Annotated in this window: 24 protein-coding genes and 1 pseudogene; 8 read left to right on the top strand and 17 right to left on the bottom strand. The window is 65.0% G+C overall.

Going from position 1 to position 25,259, the window contains the following annotated elements; genetic code table 11:
• Positions 1-99 precede the first annotated feature (99 nt).
• The 4 genes from JQ604_RS39300 to JQ604_RS39285 are packed head-to-tail and all read left to right on the top strand — an operon-like array spanning position 100 to position 3,944.
• Entirely contained in the window at positions 100-1,989 is a 1,890-nt protein-coding gene (locus tag JQ604_RS39300; RefSeq protein ID WP_212366125.1) for an ABC transporter permease, read from the top strand.
• Positions 1,986-2,777 (top strand): ABC transporter ATP-binding protein, encoded by a 792-nt coding sequence (locus JQ604_RS39295; protein WP_212366124.1) that lies wholly within the window; start codon positions 1,986-1,988, stop codon positions 2,775-2,777. Before JQ604_RS39300 ends, JQ604_RS39295 begins: the two co-directional genes overlap by 4 nt.
• Positions 2,774-3,478, top strand: coding sequence for an ABC transporter ATP-binding protein (locus JQ604_RS39290; RefSeq protein ID WP_212366123.1), 705 nt, complete (start codon positions 2,774-2,776; stop codon positions 3,476-3,478). Before JQ604_RS39295 ends, JQ604_RS39290 begins: the two co-directional genes overlap by 4 nt.
• A 10-nt stretch (positions 3,479-3,488) precedes the next feature.
• Complete coding sequence (locus JQ604_RS39285; protein ID WP_212366122.1) at positions 3,489-3,944, top strand: MarR family winged helix-turn-helix transcriptional regulator; 456 nt, start codon at positions 3,489-3,491, stop codon at positions 3,942-3,944.
• A 124-nt stretch (positions 3,945-4,068) separates the two neighbouring features.
• Here the strand turns inward: JQ604_RS39285 and JQ604_RS39280 are convergent, their stop codons facing one another.
• The 3 genes from JQ604_RS39280 to JQ604_RS39270 all read right to left on the bottom strand — a co-directional run bounded on the left by JQ604_RS39280 (position 4,069) and on the right by JQ604_RS39270 (position 7,642).
• Positions 4,069-4,737 carry a hypothetical protein gene (locus JQ604_RS39280; RefSeq protein WP_212366121.1) on the bottom strand — a complete coding sequence of 223 codons (669 nt, stop codon included), beginning with the start codon at positions 4,735-4,737 and terminating at the stop codon, positions 4,069-4,071.
• A 2-nt stretch (positions 4,738-4,739) separates the two neighbouring features.
• A complete protein-coding gene (locus JQ604_RS39275; protein ID WP_212366120.1) occupies positions 4,740-6,140 on the bottom strand; it encodes a selenium-binding protein SBP56-related protein in 1,401 nt (466 codons plus the stop codon).
• Positions 6,141-6,445: 305 nt separating this feature from the next.
• Positions 6,446-7,642, bottom strand: a complete 1,197-nt coding sequence (locus JQ604_RS39270; RefSeq protein WP_212366119.1) for an amidohydrolase family protein — start codon at positions 7,640-7,642, stop codon at positions 6,446-6,448.
• Between the two features lie 146 nt (positions 7,643-7,788).
• On the opposite strand from JQ604_RS39270, the gene JQ604_RS39265 reads away from it, so the two are divergent.
• Positions 7,789-8,562, top strand: a complete 774-nt coding sequence (locus tag JQ604_RS39265) for a ferredoxin--NADP reductase (RefSeq protein ID WP_212366118.1) — start codon at positions 7,789-7,791, stop codon at positions 8,560-8,562.
• A gap of 133 nt (positions 8,563-8,695) precedes the next feature.
• Here the strand turns inward: JQ604_RS39265 and soxA are convergent, their stop codons facing one another.
• The 8 genes from soxA to JQ604_RS39225 form a co-directional block, all read right to left on the bottom strand.
• The gene (gene soxA / locus JQ604_RS39260; protein ID WP_212366117.1) at positions 8,696-9,469 is read right to left on the bottom strand and encodes a sulfur oxidation c-type cytochrome SoxA; all 774 of its coding nucleotides are present in this window, start codon (positions 9,467-9,469) and stop codon (positions 8,696-8,698) included.
• Complete coding sequence (soxZ, locus tag JQ604_RS39255) at positions 9,466-9,786, bottom strand: thiosulfate oxidation carrier complex protein SoxZ (RefSeq protein ID WP_212366116.1); 321 nt, start codon at positions 9,784-9,786, stop codon at positions 9,466-9,468. The genes soxA and soxZ overlap by 4 nt, the downstream gene beginning before the upstream one ends.
• A complete protein-coding gene (locus JQ604_RS39250) occupies positions 9,786-10,262 on the bottom strand; it encodes a SoxY-related AACIE arm protein (RefSeq protein ID WP_212366115.1) in 477 nt (158 codons plus the stop codon). Before JQ604_RS39250 ends, soxZ begins: the two co-directional genes overlap by 1 nt.
• A gap of 8 nt (positions 10,263-10,270) precedes the next feature.
• Complete coding sequence (gene soxX / locus JQ604_RS39245) at positions 10,271-10,699, bottom strand: sulfur oxidation c-type cytochrome SoxX (protein WP_212366114.1); 429 nt, start codon at positions 10,697-10,699, stop codon at positions 10,271-10,273.
• A 13-nt stretch (positions 10,700-10,712) separates the two neighbouring features.
• A complete protein-coding gene (locus tag JQ604_RS39240; RefSeq protein ID WP_212366113.1) occupies positions 10,713-11,984 on the bottom strand; it encodes an NAD(P)/FAD-dependent oxidoreductase in 1,272 nt (423 codons plus the stop codon).
• A gap of 54 nt (positions 11,985-12,038) precedes the next feature.
• Positions 12,039-14,219, bottom strand: coding sequence for a xanthine dehydrogenase family protein molybdopterin-binding subunit (locus JQ604_RS39235; protein WP_212366112.1), 2,181 nt, complete (start codon positions 14,217-14,219; stop codon positions 12,039-12,041).
• A 10-nt stretch (positions 14,220-14,229) separates the two neighbouring features.
• On the bottom strand, positions 14,230-14,679 hold the full coding sequence (locus JQ604_RS39230) for a (2Fe-2S)-binding protein (protein ID WP_212366111.1): 450 nt from the start codon (positions 14,677-14,679) through the stop codon (positions 14,230-14,232).
• Positions 14,680-14,831: 152 nt separating this feature from the next.
• Positions 14,832-16,229 carry an MFS transporter gene (locus JQ604_RS39225; protein WP_212366110.1) on the bottom strand — a complete coding sequence of 466 codons (1,398 nt, stop codon included), beginning with the start codon at positions 16,227-16,229 and terminating at the stop codon, positions 14,832-14,834.
• 224 nt (positions 16,230-16,453) lie between these two features.
• Here JQ604_RS39225 and JQ604_RS39220 point away from each other — a divergent pair, with 224 nt between their 5' ends.
• Genes JQ604_RS39220 through JQ604_RS39210 form a run of 3 tightly spaced genes read left to right on the top strand, consistent with a single transcriptional unit; the run spans position 16,454 to position 20,396 of the window.
• Positions 16,454-18,223 (top strand): ABC transporter permease, encoded by a 1,770-nt coding sequence (locus JQ604_RS39220; RefSeq protein ID WP_212366109.1) that lies wholly within the window; start codon positions 16,454-16,456, stop codon positions 18,221-18,223.
• A 21-nt stretch (positions 18,224-18,244) separates the two neighbouring features.
• The gene (locus JQ604_RS39215; protein WP_249159350.1) at positions 18,245-19,270 is read left to right on the top strand and encodes an ABC transporter substrate-binding protein; all 1,026 of its coding nucleotides are present in this window, start codon (positions 18,245-18,247) and stop codon (positions 19,268-19,270) included.
• A 22-nt stretch (positions 19,271-19,292) separates the two neighbouring features.
• On the top strand, positions 19,293-20,396 hold the full coding sequence (locus JQ604_RS39210) for an ABC transporter ATP-binding protein (protein WP_212366108.1): 1,104 nt from the start codon (positions 19,293-19,295) through the stop codon (positions 20,394-20,396).
• A gap of 57 nt (positions 20,397-20,453) precedes the next feature.
• On the opposite strand, the gene JQ604_RS39205 is transcribed toward JQ604_RS39210, so the two are convergent.
• The 6 genes and pseudogenes from JQ604_RS39205 to JQ604_RS39180 all read right to left on the bottom strand — a co-directional run.
• On the bottom strand, positions 20,454-21,236 hold the full coding sequence (locus JQ604_RS39205; RefSeq protein WP_212366107.1) for an ABC transporter ATP-binding protein: 783 nt from the start codon (positions 21,234-21,236) through the stop codon (positions 20,454-20,456).
• Positions 21,224-22,279, bottom strand: coding sequence for a dihydrodipicolinate synthase family protein (locus JQ604_RS39200; RefSeq protein ID WP_212366106.1), 1,056 nt, complete (start codon positions 22,277-22,279; stop codon positions 21,224-21,226). The genes JQ604_RS39205 and JQ604_RS39200 overlap by 13 nt, the downstream gene beginning before the upstream one ends.
• A 9-nt stretch (positions 22,280-22,288) precedes the next feature.
• Positions 22,289-23,110, bottom strand: coding sequence for a GNAT family N-acetyltransferase (locus JQ604_RS39195; RefSeq protein WP_212366105.1), 822 nt, complete (start codon positions 23,108-23,110; stop codon positions 22,289-22,291).
• The gene (locus JQ604_RS39190) at positions 23,097-24,134 is read right to left on the bottom strand and encodes an NAD-dependent epimerase/dehydratase family protein (protein WP_212366104.1); all 1,038 of its coding nucleotides are present in this window, start codon (positions 24,132-24,134) and stop codon (positions 23,097-23,099) included. The genes JQ604_RS39195 and JQ604_RS39190 overlap by 14 nt, the downstream gene beginning before the upstream one ends.
• A 12-nt stretch (positions 24,135-24,146) precedes the next feature.
• Positions 24,147-24,911 (bottom strand): ABC transporter permease, encoded by a 765-nt coding sequence (locus JQ604_RS39185; protein WP_212366103.1) that lies wholly within the window; start codon positions 24,909-24,911, stop codon positions 24,147-24,149.
• Positions 24,912-24,953: 42 nt separating this feature from the next.
• A pseudogene (locus JQ604_RS39180) lies at positions 24,954-25,259 on the bottom strand (hypothetical protein); the annotation flags it as partial.

Genomic DNA, 25,259 nt, shown 5'->3' with positions numbered 1-25,259 from the left:
CGCGGAGGGTTCCCCTCACCCGAATTCAAGCTGTCGCTTGAATTCGACCTCTCCCCGCAGGCGGGGAGAGGTGACTTTAAACTCCAACGCGGACCGCCTATGGCCTTCTACATCGTCCAGTTCCTGACCGGTCTTGCCAGCGCGGCGTCGCTGTTCCTGGTCGCATCTGGCCTGTCGATCATCTTCGGCGTGACGCGGATCGTGAACTTTGCGCATGGCGCCTTCTACATGCTCGGCGCCTATGTCGCCTTCACGCTGACCGAGCGGCTGTCCGGCGCGCTCGGCTTCTGGGGCGGCATCGTCGCCGCCGCGCTGATCGTCGCCGCGATCGGCGTGCTGGTCGAAATGGTGCTGCTGCGGCGGATCTATCACGCGCCGGAATTGTTCCAGCTGCTCGCGACCTTCGGCCTGACGCTGATGGTCGAGGACCTCGTGGTGCTGATCTGGGGCCCGGACGATCTGCTCGGCCGCCGCGCGCCCGGTTTCAAGGGCGCGGTCGATTTCTTCGGCCAGAATGTGCCGAGCTATGATCTGTTCCTGATCGTGCTCGGGCCCGTCGTGCTCGGCATCCTCTGGCTCTTGTTCCAGCGCACCCGCTGGGGCGTGCTGGTGCGCGCCGCGACGCAGGACCGCGACATGGTCGCAGCGCTCGGCGTGAACCAGAAATGGCTGTTCACATCCGTGTTTGCGCTCGGCGTCTTCCTGGCCGCGCTCGGCGGCGCGCTACAGATCCCGCGCGACGCCGTCAATCACGCGATGGACCTGCGCGTCATCGTCGAAGTCTTCGTCGTGGTCGTGATCGGCGGCCTCGGCAGCATCATCGGTGCCTTCGTCGCCGCCGTGCTGGTCTCCGAGCTCAATGCCTTCGGCATCCTGATCTTCCCGAAGATCTCGATCATCCTGGTCTTCCTCGTGATGGCGGTGGTGCTGATCGTTCGGCCCTGGGGCCTGTTCGGCAAGCCGGAGGCGCCGGCGCGGCGCACGCCGGGCCTCACCGTCAATCCGTGGCGGCCATTGACCACGAACGAGCGTTTCGCTGCGCTTGCGGCGTTGGTCGTCGCGGCAGCGCTGCCGCTGTTCGCCGGCAATTACGCGCTGACCGTAGGCTCCGAGATCGCGATCTTCGTGATCTTCGCCGTCAGCCTGCATTTCCTGATGTCGGTCGGCGGGCTCGCCTCGTTCGGCCACGCCGCCTATTTCGGGCTTGGTGCCTACGGCATCGCGTTCCTTGCCAAGATGGCGGGGCTCCCGATGATCGTGTCGTTGCTGCTCGGGCCGTTGCTCGGGCTCCTCGGTGCCGCCGTGTTCGGCTTCTTCGCGGTGCAGCTCTCCGGGGTCTATTTCGCGATGCTGACGCTGGCCTTTGCCCAGATCGTCTGGTCGATCGCGTTCCAGTGGGTCTCCGTCACCGGCGGCGACAACGGCATCCTCGGCGTCTGGCCGGAGAAATGGGCGGCGGGCCCGTCGCATTTCTACTGGCTGTCGCTCGGTATCGCCGCGCTCGCGGTGGTGATCCTGCGCATCATCGTGTTCTCGCCGTTCGGCTATGCGCTGCGCGCCACGCGCGACTCGCCGCTGCGCAGCGAATCGATCGGCATCAACGCCAAGCGCATCCAGTGGACCGCCTTCGTGATCGCAGGCACCACGGCCGGCGTCGCCGGCGCGCTGTTCGCCTACCTCAAGGGCAGCGTATTCCCCGACAATATGGGAATTCCGCTTTCGGTCGATGCGCTGGTCATGGTGCTGCTCGGCGGCGTCGAGACGGTGTCCGGCGCGGTGATCGGCGCAATCGTCTACAAGGCGCTGAACATCTGGCTGGTCAGCCAGACCGAATGGTCCAAGCTCGTGCTCGGCGGCTTCGTCGTGCTGATCGTTGTCGCATTCCCCAAGGGCATCGTCGGCACGCTGGAGTCTATGATGAACCGCCGCGGCAACTCCACGCCGGCAAAACCCGCCATCCTCACCTCCCGCATCGAGACCGCCGAATGAGCATGGTCCCCACATTGCTGTCGGTCGAGGGGCTCACAAAGTCCTATGGCGGCGTGCACGCCGTGCGCGGCGTCTCGTTCGAGCTGCGTGCCGGCGAGATTCTGGCGCTGATCGGGCCGAACGGGGCGGGCAAGAGCACCTGCTTTGACATGCTCAACGGCCAGAACACGCCGGACTCCGGCCGCATCCGCGTGATGGGGCAGGAGACTACCGGCAAGAAGCCGCGCGTGGTCTGGCGGATGGGCGTCGGCCGCACCTTCCAGATCACCGCGACATTCCCGACCATGACGGTGCGCGAGAACGTCCAGGTCGCGCTGGTCTCGCACCGGCAGCAGCTGTTCAATCTCTGGCGCTCGACTACGAATTTCGCGCGCGAGGAGGCGGGCCGGCTGCTCGATCTCGTCGGCATGGGTGCCTATGCCGAGCGCCCCTGCGGCGAGCTCGCCTATGGCGACCTCAAGCGGCTGGAGCTTGCAATCGCGCTCGCCAACCAGCCGAAACTGCTGTTGATGGACGAGCCCACTGCCGGCATGGCGCCGCGCGAACGGATCGAATTGATGCGGCTGACCGCGCAGATCGCGCGCGAGCAGTCGCTCGGCGTGCTCTTCACCGAGCACGACATGGACGTGGTGTTCGAGCATGCCGACCGCATCCTGGTGCTGAACCGCGGCACGCTGATCGCCGAAGGCTCGCCCGAGGAGGTCCGCGGCAACGCGCAGGTGCGGGCGATCTATCTTGGCGAAGGCCTCGTCTATGACGCCCGGCATCGCGAGGGAGCGCACGCATGAAGCTCGCGGTGAAGGATCTCAACAGCTTCTACGGCCCGGCGCACATCCTGTTCGACATCGGTTTCGAGGTCGGGGAGGGTGAAGTGGTTGCGTTGCTCGGCCGCAACGGCGCCGGCAAATCGACCACGTTCCGCTCCATCGTCGGTCTCGTCCAGAACCGCTCCGGCCAGATCGTGTTCGAAGGCAAGGACGTCTCGCGCGAGCCGACGCATGCGATCGTGCGTGGCGGCCTCGGCTATGTGCCGGAGGAGCGGCGAATCTTCACCGATCTGACCGTCGAGGAGAATCTCGAGGTTGGACGCCAGCCGAAGCGCGCCAACGCACCGGAATGGGATCGCGAAAAACTGTTCAAGCTGTTTCCCAATCTCGGCGAGATGCGCAACCGCCCCGGCGGCCGCATGAGCGGCGGCGAGCAGCAGATGCTGACGATCGCGCGCACCTTGATGGGTAATCCCTCGCTGGTGCTGCTGGATGAGCCGTCGGAAGGGCTGTCGCCGAAGATCGTCGAGCAGATGGTCGATGCGATCCTCGCCATGAAGAAGGAGGGGGTGAGCATCGTGGTCTCCGAGCAGAACCTGCATTTCGCGCGGTTGATCTCCGACCGCGCCTACATCATCGAGCGCGGCCGGATCTGCTTCGGCGGCACCATGGCCGAGCTCGACGCGCGTCCGGACATCCGCGACGCGCATCTGTCGCTGTAGGGGCGGGACGATGGCAAGGAACGGGTCTCCCAAGCGAAGCGTCAAGGCAGCCAAATCGCCCTATGTGCTCGACGAGCAGATCGGCTTCATCCTGCGCCAGGTCTCGCAGCGCCACGCCATGATTTTCGCCCGCGACATCGGGATCAACCTGACGCCGACGCAATGGGCCGCGCTGTCGAAACTGTCCGAGGTCGGCGCGTGCTCGCAGAACCAGCTGGGGCGGCTGACCTCGATGGATGTCGCGACCATCAAGGGCGTGATCGATCGGCTCACCGCGCGCGGGTTGACTGAGACGTCGCCCGATCCCGAGGATGGGCGCCGCCTGCAGGTCAGTCTCTCGCGTGCAGGCCAGCAACTGGCCGAGAAAGCCGCACCCGCCGCGCTGGCGATTTCCAAGGAAACGCTGGCGCCGCTTGATGCCAAAGAGCGCGAGACGCTGGTCGCGCTGCTGAGTAAATTGCGTTGAGTAGGGTGGGCAAAGGCGCTTTGCGCCGTGCCCACCATTCCCGGCGTGCTCGCGATGGTGGGCACGCTTCCGTCTTCGCTCGTTGAGCTACCGTGGACGGGGTCGCTTTGCCCACCCTATGTATCTACGCTTCGAGGCCGAACGCCAGTGCGACGGCGCCGACCAGCACGAGACTGGCAGCCCAGACGGTATCCAGATTGAACCAGCTCCGGCTGACGAATTTGAGGCCGAGATAGCGGTAGACCAGCCACGCCAGGCATCCGCCGGCGGCGATCATCGCGCTCGCGTGGACGATGGAGACCAGCACGGCCATCGTCAGGTTGACGTCGATCAAAGCGCGAGCGGCCGCGTGGCCCGTGTCGGCATCGGCCTCCCGGCAGAGCCCGAGATAGATTGGCACCAGCATCAGCGCCGCGCCATGGGCGATCGCCACCGCGAAGGACCACAGGCCGAGCTGCGTCGGCGGTATCCGCGCCAACGCCTTCGGATGCCGCCGGTCGATCAACCGATAGAGGCCGAAGCAGATGACAAGCAGGCTGGCGCTGATCCGGATCGGACGTTGCCAGTCGACAAGCGCGACCAGCAGCGCGAAGGGCAGGATCACGAGCAGCATCGCGAGCAGGTGGCCGATCGCGAGCGGCCCGAGGGCAGCCACCAGCGCACGCGAGCTTCGCTGCATCAATCCGGCCGAAACCGCGAGCGGCCAACCCATGCCGGGGTTGATCCCGTGGTAGAGGCCGCTCGCAATGACAGCCAGCCACAGCCAGGCCAGTGTCCAATCGGCCGCGCTCACATTCACGCCGACGGATAGCAGAACGAATCCGTCGAACAGTCACCGCCGTCGAGCCGGATCTGGTGCGCACGGTAGCCGTCGGGGAGGCTCACCCAATAATCCTTTGCGAGTTCGAGGCCGCCACCCGGGCTCGCATTCGCCATCACCTCGGCGCCCGGAATACCCTGCGGATAGAACTGGTCGTCCCAGGTCGAGTACAGCGAATTGGTCCAGTAGACCCGCTTGCCGTCGCGGCTGATCTCGACCATTTGCGGACCGCCGGCAAAGGCCTGGCCGTTCGGGTGCGGTGCGCGGCGAACGATGCCGCCGATGCGGACCGATCCGGCGAGCTTCGGCTTGCGGGGATCGCTGACGTCGTATTGGCGCATCTCACCGGTGCCCCAGCAGGCGACGTAGAGAAACTTGTCGTCCATCGACAGGTCGATGTCGGTCACCAGCGGCGGCACCGCGCCAAAGCCCTGCAGCAGCGGCGGCAGCTGGTCCTTCTGTGCTGCCTCGGGCGGGATCGTCGCCGTCTTCTCGATGTGAAACTTGCCGCCCTCGCGCCACCAGGTCCAGATCGAACCCTCGAGGTTGGTGGTATCGACCACGACGCCGACGAAGCCATATTCGCGGACCGGATCATGCGCGGGACGCACCTCCAGCGCCATTTGATGATTGGCGCCGAGATCGATGGTCTGGACATTGCGCCGCGCCCGCAGATCCCAGAAATGCAGGCGATGGCCGTATTTGTTCGACAGCAGATCCTCCGGCACGATTCCGTTCTCGAACTGCGGCGGCAAGGCCCATTCACTGCTCACCATGTAATCGCGCGGCAGGTTCCACCAGAAGTCATAGTGCTTGGTCTGCGAACCGCGATCGATCTCCCAGCGCCCGAGCACCTCGAACGTCTCGCAGTCCATGATGAAGATGCCGGGCGGGCCATCGGTGCCGTCCTTGCCGCCACCGCCGAGTGTCGAGACATAGATGCCCTCCGGGCCGCAGTGGATCGTGTGCGGCCGCGAGTAGCCGGTCTTCTTGAAGACCTCCTCGGGTTCGATGATCTTGTGGATCTTGGCTTCCCTGGGATCCGGCTTGGTATCGACGATGTAGATCCGTGAGGATCGCATGCCGGGAATAATGAGATAACGGCGCTCGATGAAGGCGTGTCCCGCGAGCGGGGACAGGGCCGATGAGCAGGCGTTCCATCCGAAATGGTGAAACTCATCGCCCTTGTTGGGCATCGTCACGGTGTGGACGATCTTGCTGTAGGTCGGTGATCCCGGCTTGACGTCGATCACGGCGAGCGCGTCGGGCTTGGAAAAGTCCGGGCTGAGCAGCACGGTGTAGGCGAAGGTCTCGGCCGGCGCTTCCATCGCAAGCTTCGGCGAGGCGTGAAACGTGGGATCTGGCCTCATCGTCATCGTGCTGCCTCCTGTTTGCCTGGTGTGAATCAACACAGCTCGGCGGCGTGCAGCAGGAACTATTCCGGATCGAAAATGCCTCTTGCGAGTGCCGCCGGCTAGGTTCGCTTTGGGCGCAGGATACACCTCAATGACGACGGGTGAAAGGAACGGCTCGCACGTCAATCCATGCGACGACTGGCCGCGGATCGCAGGACGATCCGGTAGGGTGGGCAAAGGCGCGCAGCGCCGTGCCCACCATTCCCGGCGTGCTCGTGATGGTGGGCACGTCGCTTCGCTCCTTTGCCCACCCTACAAATAGCGGGCTACTTCGCCACGATCTCCGGCACCTTGCCGGCCGGCGGCGTGTTGCGGCTGCGTTGCGTGCGCACGATGCCGTCGATGATGGTCATGCCGATGCCGGGGAGGTCGCCGAGCTGCACGCTCTCCAGGATGTTCTTGCCCGGTGAGTGCTGGGCCTTGTCCATCAGCACGAAATCGGCGGAGCGGCCGACCTCGATCAGGCCGCAGTCGAGCTCGCGCATCCGCGCGGTATTGCCGGTGGCCAGACAAAAGGCGAGCTCGGCCGGCAGCTCGCCAAGCGAGGACAGCATCGAGACCATGCGCAGGATGCCGAGCGGCTGCACGCCGGAGCCGGCCGGCGCATCGGTGCCGAGGATGACGCGATGCAGATCGCCCATCTCCCGCGCGGTGCGCAGAGTGAACAGCGCCGAGCGCTCATTGCCGTTGTGAACCAGCTCCAGCCCGCGCTTGCAGCCCTCGCAGATGCAGCGGATCTGGTCGTCGGGCAGGGCCGTGTGGCCGCCATTGATGTGGCCGACCACGTCGGTGTCGGCCTCCAGCACCACGTCCTTGTCGATCAGTCCGGAGCCGGGGATCGAGGGGCCGCCGGTGTGGATCGTGCTCTGGATGCCGTATTTGCGCGCCCAGCCGACCATCTTGCGTGCGGTCGGCCCGTCTTTGACGCCGCCGAGACCGACCTCGCCGAGCAGCTTGACGCCGGCGGCCGCCATTTCCTTGAAGTCGTCCTCGACCATCTCGCATTCGATCACCGGCGCGCCGGCGTGCACCTTCACGCCGCCGGGCCGCAGCGTCCAGAACGCGCGCTGCGCGAAGATCGCCATCGCCTTGACGCCGACGACGTCGCGGGGACGGCCGGGCATGTGGACCTCGCCGGCCGAGATCATGGTGGTGACGCCGCCATGCAGATAGCTGTCGATCCAGTTGATCTGGTTCTGCCGCGGCGTCCAGTCGCCCGCCACCGGGTGGACGTGGCTGTCGATCAGACCTGGCGCGACGGTCGTGCCCATGGCATCGACGATGGTGGTGGCGCCCTCGGTATCCACATCCTTCAGGCGGCCTATTGCAGTGATCTTGCCGTTCTCGGCCACGATGGTGTCGGCATCCAGAATCGGCCGTTCCAGGTCGCCCGACAGCAAAAGCCCGATATTGTGGATCACCAGCTTGCTCGGGCCGGTCGCCTGGGGTGCATCGTGCGCCATGGTTTTTCCTTTTGGTTCAAGGCCTTCGCCGACCATTCTGCATGTGCCTTGACGGTCGGATCAAGCTGGATTATTCATTTGTATACTAACGATCGTGTACGAATGATTTTGCCGCCAATCCGGCCCCTTGGTCAAGGAATGTGACGATGAGCAACTTCAACCAGGAAAGCGTCCTGAGCGTTCACCACTGGACCGATACGCTGTTCTCCTTCAGGACCACCCGCAATCCGTCGTTCCGCTTCCGCAACGGCGAGTTCACGATGATCGGGCTCAAGGTCGGCGAGAAGCCGCTGCTGCGGGCCTACAGCGTCGCCAGCGCCAATTACGAGGACACGCTCGAGTTCTTCTCGATCAAGGTTCCGGATGGCCCGCTGACCTCGCGCCTCCAGCACCTGAAAGAGGGCGACGAGATCATCGTCAGCCGCAAGGCCACCGGCACGCTCGTGATCGACAACCTCGAGGACGGCCGCAACCTCTATCTGGTCGGCACCGGCACCGGCCTCGCGCCGTTCCTCAGCGTGATCAAGGACCCTGAAACCTACGACCGCTTCGAGAAGGTCGTGCTGCTGCACGGCTGCCGCAAGGTGAGGGAGCTCGCCTATGGCGAGATGATCACCGAGCAGCTGCCGAAGGATGAGCTGATCGGCGAGCTCGTGCGCGACCAGCTGATCTACTATCCGACCGTGACCCGCGATCCCTTCCGCAACCGTGGCCGCATCACCGACCTCATCACCTCGGGCAAGCTGTTTGCCGACATCAATCTGCCCGCGCTCGATCCCGCCCATGACCGCGTCATGATCTGCGGCTCGCCGGCGCTGGTCGCCGACACCCGCACGCTGCTGAACGGCCGCGGCTTCGTCGAAGGCAACCACGGCGAGCCCGCGCAGTTCGTGGTCGAGAAGGCGTTCGCGGAGCGCTGATTTAGCCGCACCAAGACTTGACCCTCACCCTGAGGAGCTTGCGCAGCAAGCGTCTCGAAGGGCGAGGCCCGAGTGGGGCCTCATGGTTCGAGACGCGCTATGCGCTCCTCACCATGAGGGGATGGACTGCTGCCTACGGCCGCACAGCCGGTGCCTCCATCGGCATCCCCCGCGCGCGCGACATCAGATAGAGCTCGAGCGCGACCAGCTCGGGTGAGCCCCAGTCATAGGCCTGCGCGCGGATGCCGGTGATGCAGGCGCGCAGCCGCCGTTGCAATGATCCCAGCGACTGCCATTCCAGCCGGTACAGCGGATAGCCAGTCGGGTGTCCTTGCGTGATCGCAGACCCCGCAAGCTTCTTGTCCCAGTTATCATCGTGGCAGTTGGCGCAGCCGAGATTGAGCTGTCCCTGTCGCTGCATGAACAGCTCGCGTCCCTGTTCGACGAAGGGCTTGAGATCAGGATCGTCGCCGGCCTCGATCGGCATGCCCCGTGATTGCTGCGCGACATAGGCCGTCAAGGCGAGCAAGTCGCGGCTTTCATAGGGAAGCGGCGTCGCCTGCTGGTGATTGGCGCGACAGAGATTGATGCGCCCTTCGAGGTCGAGCGGCCGGCCGAATGCTTTCTCATAGGCGGGATAGTGCGCGGCCACGCCCTTCATGCTGACGCGCGCGTCATAGTGGCAATCGGCGCAGGATTTGTCCGATGTGCCCGCCTTGCGCTTCCACAGCGCCTCACCGTCGAGCACCCAGAGCATGCCGGGATTGACGGTGTCGTCGTCCTGCATCGCCTTGGTATCAGCGCTCATGAAGCTATAGCCGGAGCGGCGCTGGTCCTGCGGAATCTCGGCCGCCAGCGCGGCGCCTGCAAGCGCGCTCGCGAGAGCAATGCAGCCGAGCAGTCTCATTCGACCGTGATCGAGGCGGACGCGGTCTCCGAAAATCCCTTGTCGCCGATCCATTCGAATTCGAACTTGCCGCTCTCGGTGGCTGTCGTGAAGAACGAGATGAACGGATTGGCCGCGATCGCCGGGTAAAGATCGGCGCGGAAGATCTCGGTGCCGTTGTAGCGGCAGGCAAAGCTCGTGATGATGTCGCGCGGCACGACCTCGCCCGAGGCGGTGTGGCGATAGCCGGTTTCCATGATGTGCGACATCAGCGTCTTGATCTCGATGACGTCGCCGCGCTTCGCTTTGGGCGGGACATTGATCAGGGCGGACGGCATCAGATCACCTCCTCGGTGCAGGCGGCGAGCGTCACCACGATATCGACCGTTGCGGACCAGAAGGTGTCGTCGGAGAGGCGCGCGATGACGACCACCTTCTGGCTGTCGGCGAGGCGAATCCGGGTCGAGATCTGCGCGCGGCCGGCGTGCGGGCCGAGATGGAAATTGCCGATATTCGGCTGCGGGTTCTTCTCGTTGAAGACGTGAATGCTCTTCACGTGGTCATCCGCGGTCATTGGGCTCGCTACGCTCACCGTCATCGGCACGGTGTTGCCGTTCTCGACCAGCGGCGGAATGTCGAGCTTCACTTTGCCGGTCCGCACATTGGCTTCGCCGACCACATTGCGGATCGCCGTTTGCAGCATCGCCGGTGTGGCCTCGACTGGCCGCACGATCACAACAGGGACAGTGCCCAGGACGGCCGCGCCGCCGGCAAGTCCCAAAAATGTTCGGCGCGTATGGTCCGTATCCGCCATTCTCTGTCCTAGTCCCGCAGCGTCACCAGATACGCCACGATATCCTCAATCTGCTCCGCCGACAGGATCGGCTTGCCAAGCCAGGATCGGCCGACACGATTGAGGCCATCCACGCGATAGTACGATGGCATGATCGTCGTCGCATTGAGACGTGACGCATCCACCAGCCGCAACCGCAATTGCCCTTCCGACCAGCGGCTGCCGCTGCCGGACAGGTTCGGCGCCAGATCGCCCTGAGACTTCTGTTCGGGAAATGGGCCGTTATGACAGAGGATGCAAGTGCTAGTGCGTTCCACGATCAGGGCACGGCCACGCGTCGCATCGCCCCTGGTTCCCGTCAGCGAGTCGGGAACGGCATCGCCGACGACCGCGTAGGGCCGCAGGCCCTGTGCGCTTGCGGCAGATACGACAGCCAACAGAATGGCCGCGCTGGTCATGGATCGTAGCGCGTTAGCCAAAGGCGTCTCCCGTGATGGCCTTGAACCAGCCGAGTGCTTCATCGGCTTCGCGCTGACGCACCTCGCGCGACGCATCGACCGGGCTGGTCACCACCTCCGCCTCGGCATACTGGCCATCCTTCGGCTGATAGATTCCCCTCAGCGAGAAGGCGTAGCCCGGCGCGACCGTGTTGTAGCAGGCGCCGTTCAGCCGTGGCGTATCCGGTGCCTTGCCGGCGAGCGCATTCACGATCGCGGCCGCACAGGCCTTGCCTTGCGCGCTCGCCGCGGACGCCGATTTCGGAATGCCGCCGGCGATGCAGGCGTCGCCGATGACATGGATATTGGGCAGCAGCTTCGAGGCAAAGGTCACGGGATCGATCGGGCACCAGCCAGTGTGGTCGGCGGCGCCGGCAATCTCGGCGATGCGGCCGGCCTTCTGCGGCGGAATGATGTTGGCAACCTGTGCGGTGTAATTGCCGAAGTCGGTGACGATCTCGTTCGTTCCCGGATCGATCGACGTGACGCGCCCGCCCTGTGACAGCGCGATGCGCTCGATCATGCCGGGATAAAGCTCCTTCCAGGCGTTCTCGAACAGCTTTTGCTGCGAGTAATTGTCCTTGGCGTCGAGGATCAGGATCTTCGAGCGTGGCTTCTTCGTCTTCAGATAATGCGCGATCAGGCCCGCGCGCTCATAAGGTGCCGGTGGGCAGCGCAGGGGAGCGGCGGGGACCGCGATCGCGACAGTGCCGCCATCGTCCATCGCTTCCAGTTGCTTGCGCAGCAGCAACGTCTGCTCGCCGGCCTTCCAGGCGTGCGGCATCTTCTGTGAGGCCGCCTCGTCATAGCCGGGCAGGGCGTCGAACCGCATGTCGATGCCGGGGGCCAGCACCAGACGATCGTAAGCAATGGTGCTGCCGTCGGCGAGACCGATCGTGCGCGCCTGGTTGTCGACCTTCACGGCAGCCTGCGCGGCCACCGTCACGCCATCGGCCGCAACCTTGTCATAGGTGAATTGCTGTTCCGTCAGCTCCCGCAGGCCCGCGATGACCTCATTGCTGAAGGGGCAGGCGGTAAAGATCTTGTTCGGCTCAATGAGAGTCACCTGCAGCCCGGCATCGAGCCGCCGCAGCGCCCGCGCGCAGGCCGCCCCGCCAAAGCCGCCACCGATCACGGCGACGCGTGGTGACGCTTGCGCCAGCGACGGACATGCCAACGTCACCGCTGCGACAGCAGCGGCTGACCGGACGACATCCCTGCGCGTCGGTCGACGCGTGACGGCCATGCATGGAATCCAAAAAAGGAGAGCGGCGGCCGTGTGGGCCGCCGCTCTGTTGTATCAGGCGAAAGAGATATTCTGGTCGCGCAGCGGGAACGAACGCACCCGCTTGCCCGTCGCCGCGAAGTACGCATTGAGCACCGCCGGCGCCGCGACGCCGATGGTTGGCTCGCCGACGCCGCCCCAGAACCCGCCGCTCGGCACCATCACCGATTCCACCTTTGGCATCTCGTTGATGCGCATCGAGTTGTAGGTGTCGAAGTTGGTCTGCTCGATGCGGCCGTCCTTCACGGTGCAGCCGCCGTAGAACAGCGCGGAGAGGCCGTAGACGAAGGAGCCCGCGATCTGCCGTTCCACCTGCGCCGGATTGACGACGTATCCGGGGTCGGTGGACGCGACGATGCGCAGCACCTTGATCTTGCTGCCGTCGGTCACCGAGACTTCTGCGGCGCCGGCGACATAGCTGCCATAGCCCATCACCTGCGCGATGCCGCGATAGACGCCCTGCGGCGCCGGCTTGTCCCAGCCGATCTTCTCGGCCACGGCGTTCAGCACGGCGAGGTGCTTGGGATTTTTCGCCATCAGCTTGCGGCGGAAAGCGAGCGGGTCCTGGCCTGCGGCCTTGGCCAACTCGTCCATGAAGCATTCCATGTAGATCGCGTTGTGATTGACATTGACGCCGCGCCAGAAGCCCGGTGGCACATGCGGGTTGCGCATGGAATGCTCGACCAGCAGGTTCGGCACGGAGTAGCCGAGCGCCGCTTCACCTGTTTGAGCGACGCCCTGGAAGGCGGCCGGATCCATGCCGTTCTGCAGCGCTTCGGGGCGTACCGAGAACAGGATGGACTGGCCAGACAACCGGTAGTGCAGCGCGACCAGATTGTTGTCGGCATCGAACGCGCCGGTCAGCTTGCACTGCGTGATCGGATGATACTTGCCGTGCGCCATGTCCTCTTCGCGCGACCACAACAGCTTGATCGGCGTGCCCGGCATCTGCTTGGCGATCGCAACCGCCTGCCGCACATAGTCGGTCATGCCGCGCCGGCCAAAGCCGCCGCCGAGCATCAGCTTGTGCACGTCGACCTTTTCGGCGGGCAGGCCGGAGGCCTCCAGCGCCGCGGCGAACGCCGCTTCGCCGTTCTGCGTGCCGCACCACACCTCGCACTTGTCCGGCGTGTAGAGCACGGTGGCGTTCATCGGCTCCATCGTGGCGTGGTTCTGGTAGGGATAGCTGTAGACCGCCTCGACCTTCTTGGCCGCACCGGCAATGGCAGCGAGCGCGTCGCCGTTCTTGTTGCCGACATAGGCCGGCTGCGCGTTGTCGAGACCCTCAGTGAGCCACTTCGCGATCGACTCGCTGGAGACTTTTGCGTTGTCGCCTTCGTCCCAGACGATCGGCATCGCCTCGAGTGCGGTCTTGGCGTGCCACCAGGTGTCGGCGACGACGGCGACGGCGCTGTCGCCGACCTTCACCACCTTCTTGACGCCCTTCATGTTGGCGATCTTGGCTTCGTCAAAGCTCTTCAGCTTGCCGCCGAACACCGGGCAATCCTTGATCGCGGCGTTCAGCATGCCCGGCAGCTTGACGTCGATGCCGTAGGTCATCGCACCCGTGGTCTTGTCGACGGTGTCGAGACGCTTCACGCCCTTGCCGGCGATCTTCCAGTCCTTCGGGTCCTTCAGCTTGACGTCGGCCGGCGGCTCGAGCTTCGCGGCGGCTTCCACCACCTTGCCGTAGGTCGTGGTCTTGCCCGATGGCGTGTGGGTGATGACGCTGTTGGAGGCCGTGCATTCGGAGGCCGGCACTTTCCACTCGTTCGCCGCTGCCTGGATCAGCATCACGCGCGCGGTGGCGCCGCCCTTGCGGACATAGTCCTGCGAGGAGCGGATGCCGCGGCTGCCGCCGGTGGAGAAATCGCCCCAGGCGCGCTTGCGGGCGACGCTTTGGCCGGGCGTCGGATATTCGGTGGTCACTTTCGACCAGTCGCATTCCAGCTCCTCGGCGACGAGCTGGGCGAGGCCGGTGAGGCTGCCCTGGCCCATTTCGGAGCGGGCGATGCGGATCACCACGGTGTCGTCGGGCCGGATCACGACCCAGGCATTCACTTCAGGCGAGCCGTCGGCGGCGCGCACCACGGTCGGACCGCCAAAGGGAAGGTCAAGGCCGATCGCGAGGCCGGCACCCGCGGTCGCGGTGCCGATGACGAAGGCGCGGCGGTTGAGCTTGACGTGCTGATTCATGGCCGCCCCCTCACGCGCTTGCGGCAGCATGGATCGCCTCGCGCACCTGCTGGAAGGTGCCGCAACGGCAGATATTGGTGATGGCCTCGTTGATGTCGTCGTCGGTCGGCTTCGGCTTCTCCTTGAGCAGCGCCGCCACGGCCATGATCATGCCGCTCTGGCAATAGCCGCATTGCGGGACGTCATTGGCGATCCAGGCCTGCTGCACCTTGTGCAGGGCGCCGTTGGCGCCGAGGCCTTCGATGGTGGTGATCTGCTTGCCGGCGGCTTCGCTGACGGTCACGCCGCAGGAGCGCATCGCGACGCCGTCGATATGGACGGTGCATGCGCCGCATTGTGCGATGCCGCAGCCATATTTCGTTCCCGTCAGTCCAACGTTCTCACGAATCGCCCAAAGCAGCGGCGTGTCGTCCTCGACATCCACATTGATTGTTTTGCCATTGATAGTGAGGTTTGCCATCGCGGTCCCCTGATCTGTCCGATCCTCCGATCGAACTTCGGCGCGATGTTGGACTCGAAACCGGAGCGGTTCAAATCAAGAATATGCGTTTGCGATACGGGAAGAAAATTGATGGCGCGGTGTTGGGCCGTACTGCGCGTGCGGCATGGCCGTCATGCCTTTGGCTTCTGTGTAAACGCCAGCCGCGATACGCTCATTACGCTGCCGAGCACCGCAAATCCTGCGCCGAGTGCCAGCGCCCATGTTGCGCCCTCATGGCCGGCCAGCGCGAAGCACAGTGCGGCGAGCGCTGCACCCGTGGTCTGGCCGGTCAATCGTGCCGTCGCGACGATGCCGCTGGCGCCGCCGCTGCGATGGGTCGGGGCGCTCGACATGATCGCCCGCATGTTCGGTGTCTGGAAGAACCCGAAGCCGATGCCGCAGATCACCATGCGCCAAACGATGTTGGCGACGCCGGGCTCCGCGGGCAGGGTCGCGAGCAGCACCATGCCGAAGCCGAGCAGCAGCATGCCGATGCTGCCGAGAATACCGACGGGGTAACGGTCCGAGAGCCGACCGCCAATCGGCGCCATGATGGCAACCACCAGCGGCCAAGGCGTCAGGAAGAAGCCGGTCTCGACCTGCGAGCGATGCAGCACGTCCTCGAAGTAGAACGGCAGCGAGACGAAGGCGAGGCCCTGCACAGCGAATGAGCAGACCGCGGTCGCTGCCGAGAGCGCGAAGATTGGACGACGAAACAGATCGATCGGCAGCATCGGCGCCGGATGGTCGGCCTGCCGTCGGGTCAGGATCCAGCCGACGACGAGCGCGCCGACGAGCTCGGCGATCACCAGCGGCGGTGACGTCTTGTGGGCACCGCTGCCAATCCCGATGATGAAGAGGCCGAGGCAGATCGAGGCGAGTGCGGCGCTGGTGAAGTCGAAGCCATGGGTGGCGCGTGGCGTTGCCGGCAGCGTCCTCATGCCGATCACGAGCGCGATCACGCCGAAGGGTAGGTTGACCGCGAACAGCCAGGGCCATGGACCAAAGGCGAGGATGCTGGATGCGATCGTCGGTCCCAGCGTGAAGGCGGTACCGACCACCAGTGCGTTGTGGCCAAGACCGCGGCCGAGCATGCGGCTCGGATAGACGAAGCGCACCAGCGCGGTGTTGACGCTCATCAGCCCGCTGGCGCCGAGCCCTTGCAGCGTGCGCGCCACCAGCAGGCTCGGCAGCGACCATGCGAGCGCACAGCCGAGTGACGCCAGCGTGAACAGCAAGAGACCGCCGAGATAGATGCGCTGATGGCCGACGATCTCGCCGAGCGCGCCGAGCGGCAGCAAGGTCGCGACCAGCGCAATCTGATAGACGTTGACCACCCAGACCACCTCGGCCGGGCTGACGTGAAGGTCGCTCGCGATCGCGGGCAGGGCGATGTTGGCAATCGCGGTATCGAGCGAGGCCATCGCCAGCGCCGTGAAGATCGCGGCCACCGCCCAGCGGCGGCGTTCCGGCGGCAGGCCGTCCATGACAGGCGGAGAGACCACCTTCGCCGCGACCGTATCCAGCATTGTGAACGATTCTCCGTCCGGCGGCGCGATGCCGCCCTTCTAGAAGGGCTGTACACCGACGATGCCGCGGACCCCACCGGCACCGCTGCATGATGCATATGCGAAAGGCGATCTTCCGCGGCATATCAGCCGCCGACTTTCGGCTAGCTTGCGCCACCTCGGCGATGGACTAGGCTTGGTATACAAGACCGCGACGTCAGAGCGCGGCCAGGAGGGGAAGCGCATTGCACGGACAGGCGGACCGGCGCAGCGACGTCTCGCGGGGCGCTGGTGAGGGAACTCGCCGGCGCCTGCTCACCGGCCTGTGGGTCGGAGCCCTGCTCGCGATCCTGACCTTCCTGGTGATCTATCCCGTCTTCATGCTGCTGCTGGGGGCGCTGACCAACACCAACCCGGTGGTCGATGGCGTCAGCCTGAGCGGACTCTCGATCGGCAATTTCCTCACCGTGCTGGCGAACCCGAATGTCGGCGAGGCCCTGCTCAATACGCTGATCGCCTGCGGCGGCGGCACCGCGATTGCGGTGGCGATCGGGCTGTTCTTCTCCTGGATCGTGGTGCGCACCAATACGCCGTTCAAGGGCTTCATCGCCGCCGCCAGCATCCTGCCGCTGTTCGCGCCGCCACTGGTCGCGGGCGTCGCCTGGGCCATTCTCGGTTCGCCGAAGACGGGGCTGATCAACACCCTGTTCAAATGGATGGGATCTGATTTCCGCGTCGACTTCTATTCGATGTGGGGCCTCGTCTTCGTGTTCGGCATCTATTACGCGCCCTATGTCTACATGTTCACCTCGTCGGCGCTACGGAACATGGATCCGAGCCTGGAGGAGGCCGCCGAGATCTCCGGCGCCAGCGCGTTCGCGACGCTGTTCACGGTGACGTTCCCGTTGATCATGCCGGCGATCGTCTCGGGCATGCTGCTGTCCTTCATCGTGATGCTCGGCATCTACGGCATTCCGGCGGTGCTGGGCGCGCCGACCAATCTCAGCGTGCTCACCACCTACATCTTCAAGCTGACCAACTGGTCGCCGCCGCTCTACAACACCGCGGCTGCGGTCGCGATCATCCTGATGGTGGTGACGGGCCTGCTGGTCTATCTGCAGCAGAAAGTGCTGAGCGGGCGCAGCTACACCACGGTCGCCGGCAAGGCATTCCGGCCGCGCAGCCTCGATCTCGGCCACTGGCGCTGGCTCACTTTCGGCATCGGTATCGTCTATCTGCTCGTCGTCGTGGTGCTGCCGTCGCTGGCGCTGATTGTCGCGGCGTTCCGCAAATTCATGTTCATCCGCGACGTCGCCAGCCTGTTCGACATGCGGCAATATTCGCTGGTCCATTTCGAAAGCATCTTCGACAATCCGCTCACGATCCGCTCGATCTACAACGCGGTCGAGGTCGGCGTGGTCACCGCCGTGGTCGGCGGCGCGCTGGCGTTTGCGATCGGCTACACCATCCATCGTACCCAGGTGAAGGGCCGGCGTGCGATCGATTTGATCTCGACGCTGCCGGTCGCGATTCCCGGCCTCGTGGTCGGCGTTGCCTATCTCTGGGCCTGGATCGGCGTGCCCGGCGGCCTCTACGGCACGGTGTGGATCCTGGCGCTCGCCTTCATTGCGCGCTTCATGCCCGATACCGTCAAGGCGCTGTCGACCTCGTTCCTGCAGATCCATCGCGAGCTCGAGGAAGCCGCCTGGGTCTGCGGCAAGGGCATGCTCGGCACCATCAGGACCATCGTGCTGCCGCTGGCGCGGCCGGGCGTCCTGGCCTCGATGACCTTGCTGTTCGTGCTGGCGATCCGCGAGCTCGGCTCGTCGCTGTTCCTCTACACCAGCAACACCATGGTGATGTCGGTGTTGCTGCTCGACTATTACGAGGGCGGCAATCTCGGCAAGACAGCCGCCTTTAGTTTGGTGCAGACCGTGCTGCTCGGCGTGCTCATCGGCGGCGCCAACTGGCTGTCGCGCGGCTCGGCGCAGGGCAGCGTCGCGCGAACCGGATAACAAAAAGAGGGAGGATTGGCGATGGATCGACGAACCTTTACCAGACTGGCTTTGGCCGGCGCCGCAGCGTTCGGGATGGCGTCGTTCGCGCAAGCCCAGGAGTTCGGCTCGCCCGAGCTGATCGCGGCGGCGAAGAAAGAAGGCAAGCTGGTCTACTACACCGCCAATTTCGCCGAGGTCGAGCAGCAGGTCATCAAGGCTTTCAACAAGCGCTTTCCCGAGATCAAGGTCGAGATGGTGCGCGCGCCCGGCGGCCAGCTGATCACCCGCGTGAAGACGGAAGCCGCCGCCGGCAAGCTGATCGCCGACGTGGTCGATCATTCCGACCGCGCGCTGATGCAGCCGCTCGCCGACATGTTCCAGGACTACGCGCCGCCGAATGCCGCCGACTACAATCCGCAGGCCCAGATCGCGCCGCAGCTCTGGCCCCGCGTGACCCTGGTGTGGTCGATCGCCTACAATACGGAGATCGTGAAGGATCCGCCGAAGACGTGGAAGGATCTGACGCTGGCGAAATACGACAAGCTGACCGGCCAGGTATTCGCGCAATCCGGCGGCACCACCTGGACCCGCATCATGTTCGAACGGCAGGTGCTGGGCGAGGACTATTGGGCCAAGCAGGCTTCGACCCATCCGATCCTCTATCCGTCGGGCGCGCCGATGTCGGATGCGATGGTGCGGGGCGAGGTCGGCGTTGGGCCGCTGCTCTACAACGCGATCTATCCGAAGCAGAAGGACGGCGCGCCGATCGAGATCTTCTTCCCGCCGGAAGGCGCGCCGGTCAATCCCTACGCGACGGGCATCCCGAAGACTGCCGCGCATCCGAACGCGGCAAAGCTGTTCCTGAACTGGTGCCTCTCGAAGGAAGGGCAGACCTTCATGATCAAGGAGCTCGGCAATCTCACCTCGCTCAAGGAGCCGCCGGCCTTTCCGCCCGGCTTTGATCCCAAGGTCGTCAAGGTCTGGTATCCGAAGTTCGACGAGTACGTGAAGCTGCACCACGACTGGGTCGCGGAGTGGGACAAGACGTTTGGCTATCGGCAGTGAGTGGCGTGAGCACGACGTAACGATGACCGCAACGCTGGAAGTTACCGAGCTCAAGAAACAGTTCGCGATCGGGCGTCCGGCGATCGACGGCGTCAGCTTCGCTGTGCCGGCCGGCGAGATCGTGGTGCTGCTCGGCCCAAGCGGCTGCGGCAAGACCACGACGCTGCGCTGTGTCGCCGGGCTGGAACATCCGACCGGCGGCGAGGTCAGTATCGCGGGCCGGGTGGTGTCGTCGCCCGCGCGCGGCATTCTCGTGCCGCCACGGGCGCGCGATCTCGGCATGGTGTTCCAGTCCTATGCGGTGTGGCCGCACATGACGGTGCGGCAGAACGTGGTCTATCCGCTGAAGCACCGGAGCATCAGCCGCGCGGAGGCCAACCGCAAGGTCGAGGAGGCGCTGGCGCTGGTCGGCCTCTCCGAATATGCCGATCGTCCGGTGGTCGCGCTGTCCGGCGGACAGATGCAGCGCGTCGCGCTGGCGCGCAGCATGGTCTACCGGCCGCAACTGCTGCTGCTTGACGAGCCGCTGTCGAACCTCGACGCCAAGCTGCGCCTGCGGCTGCGCGACGATCTCCGCGTCATCCTGAAGCAGACCGGCATGACCGCGCTCTATGTCACCCACGATCAGGCCGAAGCGGTCGTGCTCGGTGACCGCATCGGCGTGATGCGCGACGGCAAGCTGCTGCAGATGGACACGCCCGATACGATCTACAACCGTCCGGCCGATCTGTTCGTCGCCAATTTCACCGGCGCCACCAATGAGCTCGCGGGCACGCTGGTCGCGCGCAACGGCGATTTCGGCGTGGTCGATTTCGGCGATGGCCGACGCGGCGAGGTCGTGCTGTTTCATCAAGTGGCCGAAGACGAGAAGGTGCGCGTTGCGCTACGGCCGGAGAACGTCGCGATTGGCCGGACCGATGGCGCCAACACCTTCTCCGCGAAGGTGCTCGACCGCCGCTATCAGGGCACGCAGACCGCTTACGGCATCGAGCTGTTCGGCAAACGGCTCGAGGTGATCGAGCTCGGCACTGCCGCGCGCCACCAGGTCGGCGTCGAGGCGCCGGTCGCGCTGGCGCGCGAATGCCTGTGGGCCTATCGCGACACCGGGCCGTCGTCTTACGAATAGAGCATGATCCGGAAAAGTGTGAACCGGCTTTCCGACAAGATCATGCTTAAACCAAGTTCAGGCGTGCGCGCCGAAACCGAGGCGCGCGTAGATGCGCCGCGCATATGCGCCGAATTCGTCCGTGGTCTTGATTGGCAGGTCGCGCGGAAAGGGCAGCTCGATCGGAAAGTACTCGGCCATCTTTGCCGGCCCGGCCGTGAGCACCGCGCAATGCGAGGCCAGGAACACGGCCTCCTGGATCGAGTGGGTGACGAAGATGATGGTCTTGCCGCTCTCGCGCCAGATCCTGAGCATTTCGAGGTTCATCTGCTCGCGGGTCAGCGCGTCCAGCGCGCCGAACGGCTCATCCATCAGGATCAGCTTTGGGTCATGCACGAAGGCACGCGCGATCGCGGTGCGCTGCTGCATGCCGCCGGAGAGCTGCTGCGGATATTTGTCCTCATAGCCGGCGAGCCCGACCAGATTGAGCAGATCGCGTGCACGCTCCCGTGCGGCCTTCATCGGGAGGCCGACGATCTCCGCGGGCAGCAGCACATTATCGAGGATGGTGCGCCATTTCAGCAGCAGTGCCTGTTGGAACACCATGCCGATGTCGCGCGCCGGATCGAATGACGTTTGCGCATTGCCGATCTTGATCGTGCCGCCGTCGGCGTCGTGCAGGCCGGCCAGGATCTTCAGCACCGTTGTCTTGCCGCAGCCGGACGGGCCAACCAGCGACACCAACTCGCCTTCCTGCACGTCCATCGTGACGTCGGACACCGCAAGGAATTCGGTGCCTTTCGATCGGTAGGTCTTTCGGACGTTACGCAGGCTGATGAAGGGCTCGGTCATGCCAGCCATTTTTGTAAGTGGGCGGCAACGAACGCATCATCCGAGAGATCGGCGTGCTCGCGGCAGACGCGGTCGATCTCGGCCATCTGGCCGGGGCTGAGACCCTCCTCGGGATCGAGGCACCAGATGCCCTGCATCAAACCCTGGCGGCGCAGGATCTCGTGGCAGCCGGCGATGCAGCCGTGAAAATTGTTGGCGACGTCGAAAAACGCGCTGTTGCAGTCGGTGACGCGGGCGTCGAGCGCCAGCAGGTCGGCCGGCACAATGTCCTTGTGCCGCGCCGCCTTGCAGGTCTCGAACTGCTTGATCGCGCTCGCGGTCCACACCGACCAGTGGCCGAGCAGACCGCCCTTGAAGTAGGTGCGGGTGGTGACGCCGTTGTCGCGCAGGTCGAACGGCAGGGTCAGGTCGAGCAGGATGTGATCGTCATTGCCGGTATAGAGCGCGATGCGGTCGAGCGCGCCGGCCGCGGCGACGCCGCGAAGCACGTCGAGGGTGCGGTAGCGGTTGAACGGTGCGATCTTGATGGCGATGACGTTGTCGATCGCGGCAAAGCGCCGCCAGAAATTGGCGCTGAGGATGACGCCGCCGACCGCCGGTTGCAGGTAGAAGCCGACCAGCGGAATCTCCTTCGCCACGGCTTCGCAATGCGCAATGATCTCATCTTCAGAGGCCGATTTCATCGCGGCGAGGCTGAGCAGGCCGGCGTGATAGCCGATGCCGCGCGCGATCCTGGCCTCGCCCACGGCTTGCTGCGTCGGGCCGGCAAGACCCGCGACCATCGCCAGCGGACGCCTGGTCCAGTTCGCCGCCGTCTCCGCGGCGAGCTCCAGCACGGGCTTGTAGAGGCCGACATCGCGGATCGCAAACTGCGTGGTGTGGACACCGACCGCGAGTCCGCCGGCGCCGGCGTCGATGTAGTAGCGCGTCAGCGCGCGCTGGTGCCTGACATCGAGTTGGCGGCTGGCATCGAGCGCCAGCGGATGGGCCGGCAACACGGTGCCGTCGGCGATCAGCTTGCGAACCTCGGACTTGATCTCGCTGTGGTGCATGGGCGCGTCCTATCCAAATTCCGGGCCGGCGACTGCAAAGGGCAGCTCGGTGGCTTGCGTAGTCGGCGGTCCCTGCCGCATCCGCTGGAATGGCCGCTCGATGCTCCAGCCGGCACCGGTCAGGCCGTTCACAAAATTGGTCTGCGAATGAACGGCGTCGATGATCAGCGGCCCACGCTCGGACCGCGCGATGCTCTCAACCAGGGCCAGGGCGCTCGTGGCATCGTTAGCGAACACCGGGCCGATCTGACGGGCTGTGCGACCATCGCGAACCAAGGCAACTGCGTCGCCGTCAGAAACAAGACGCGATCCCGGGCGACCGTGAAACGCCCTCAGCAGCCTGCCGCGCTCAAAACCGATCGTGCGGCGATCGCGCGCAATGAATTCGTCGATGGAAGCGGTCACGAGCGACGCTCCCGCACCTGATCCCGCATTCGCGAGCCGCAGCCGCCGCAGCTCGATCGTCGGCGTAAAGCCGAGCGGGCCGTAAACCGCAGCGCCCGCCGGCGTCGCGTCGAGCCATGTCGTCAGCCCGCGCTTTCGCGCGGCGTCGAGGCAGGCATCGACCAGCTTCGTCGCGATGCCGCGGCGGCGCCAGCTCGCCGTCACCAGCACCATGCTGATCCAGGCATTGCCGGCGGAGTAGGGCAGCAGCGCGGCCGTCGCACCCAACTGCGCGCCGTCGCGAACGCCGAACACGATGCCATCGGTGAGAAAGGTCCGCCAATCGGCCTCGTTCTGATTCCAGTGCGCCTCGGTCGACAGAAGCAGGCCGGCCTGCGCATCGTCAGGCCAGAGCTCGACGATCGCGATGTCGTCAGTAGCGGCCATCGCGCACCTCGTATTTGGTGGGCTTGCCGAGGCTCGGCATGGAACGCGCGACCCAGTCGGCCGTCCAGGTGATGAGCCGGTCGGTATCGACGACCGGTTCCCCAAACAGTTTCACCGCCTGCGACGTGTTGGTCAGCCACGCCGTCGGCTCCTCCTTGCCGACAATGACTGGCGCGCGGCCAAACCGCTCGCCGAATATGTCGGCGAGATCGCGGACAGTCAGGATCTCGTGGCCGCTGACATTGATCGGCGAGGTCGGCGTGTCGCAATGCGCGAGGCAGCGCAGTGCCTGCGCCGACGCATCGCCCTGCCAGATAAAATTGACATGGCCGAGGCCGACGTCGATTGGCTTGCCCGTCAGCACCTTGGTGGCGATGTCGTGCAGCACGCCATAGCGCATGTCGATCGCGTAGTTGAGGCGGAACAGCCGGCCAGGTGTCGAGAATTTTCGCGAGAAATACTCGAACATCCGCTCGCGGCCGACGCAGGATTGCGCGTATTCGCCGGGCGGGTTCGGCGCCATCGCCTCATCCGAGCCCTTGCCGTCGACCGGCACGAAGGGATAGACGCAGCCGGTCGAGAACGCGACGATGCGCGAGCCGGCGAAGGCCTGGGCGACCAGCGCAGGGACATGCGCATTCATCGCCCAGGTCAGCGACAGATCGCCCTCGGCGCCGAACTTGCGGCCGGCCATGAAGATCACGTTCGGGCTCTTCGGTAGCCGCCTGATCGCGGTCTCATCCAGCAGATCGCAATTGATGGTCTCGATGCCGCGCGCCTGCAGCCAGTCCTTCACGCTGGTATCGCTGAAGCGCGCCACACCGATCACCTTGCGATCCGGCAGCGCGCGCCTGGCCAGGCCGGCGAGCGTCGGCCCCATCTTGCCGGCGACGCCGAGGATCATGATGTCGCCGTCGACCTTGCGGAGGTCATCGATCAGCGCCTGGCTCGGCCGGCACAAGAGTTCGTCGAGCGCTGCGATGTCAGGGATCGTCTCGGGCAGGGTGTCGCGGGTGAGCAGCATGTTTCGTCCCTGTCAGGTTTGCAGCCTGACGTCGCGGACCACGAACAGCCGTTCGAGGGCGAGCACCAGGCCGTAAAGGGAGACGCCGAGCAGGGTCAGCAGCACCACGGCCATCACCATTGCCGGCGTGTCGAGCGAGGACTGCACCTGGATCATGAGATAGCCGAGCCCGCGCTCGGAAGCGATGAATTCGCCGACGATGGCGCCGGCAACCGCCAGGATGGCGCCGACCTTCATCCCGGAGAACACGTAGGGCAGCGAGCCCGGCAGCTGGATCTTGCGGAACAGCGTCCAGCGCGAGCCGCGCAGCGACTTGACGAGATCGAGCAGATCGGGCTCGACCTCGCTCAGGCCGCGCGCGGTCGTGAGCAGGATTGGGAAGAAGCAGATCGAGAACGCGATCAGGATATTCGGCCAGATGCCATAGCTGAACCAGACGATGAACAGCGGCCCCAGCGCGACCTTCGGGATCATGTTCAGCGTCACGAACAGCGGCAGCAGCACCAGGCTGACCAGCGGCGACCAGGTGAACAGCACCGCGAGCGCGACGCCGACGAAGGCGCCGAGGCAGAAGCCGCCGAGGATTTCGGCCGCGGTGACCCAGAGATTGGATAACCAGGCATATTTGGCCGAGCCCAGCGTCGCTACGGTGGCGAGTGGTGAGGGCAGGATGAATTTTGGCACCTGGAACAGGTCGACGGTGATCTGCCAGAGTACGATCACGGCGAGGTGCACGATCAGGATGATCGCGAATGATCGTGCTCCGTCGGTGAACACTGCATGCTCCCTTATCGCGCCTGGTCGCGGCGCCGGCTCACCCTATCGCGGCCGTCGGCGACTTTCAACCATATGGTTGATTAGCCATCCACGTCGTCCTGGCGAAAGCCAGGAGGTGGATTCACATTCGAAGTGCAACAGTTGAGCAGCAAAGACCTCCGCCGGGGTCTTGAAGTCAAGGCATTTGCGTGGGGTGTTGTTGTAGGCGGCCATGGACTGGCGAAAGCGGCGGGTCGGGAGCTTTTCGAGGTCGGTGTTGCGTGGAATGAAGCGGCGGGTGCCGCATCGTAGCGTTCGCCGCTGACCATCAACCTCCAGGCGATGCGCGCGACCTTGTTGGCGAGCGCC

Origin of the sequence: Bradyrhizobium jicamae, from assembly GCF_018130695.1 — a bacterium.
In the GTDB taxonomy this organism is placed as follows: domain Bacteria; phylum Pseudomonadota; class Alphaproteobacteria; order Rhizobiales; family Xanthobacteraceae; genus Bradyrhizobium; species Bradyrhizobium jicamae_B.
This window is presented reverse-complemented; position numbering and strand designations above follow the sequence as displayed.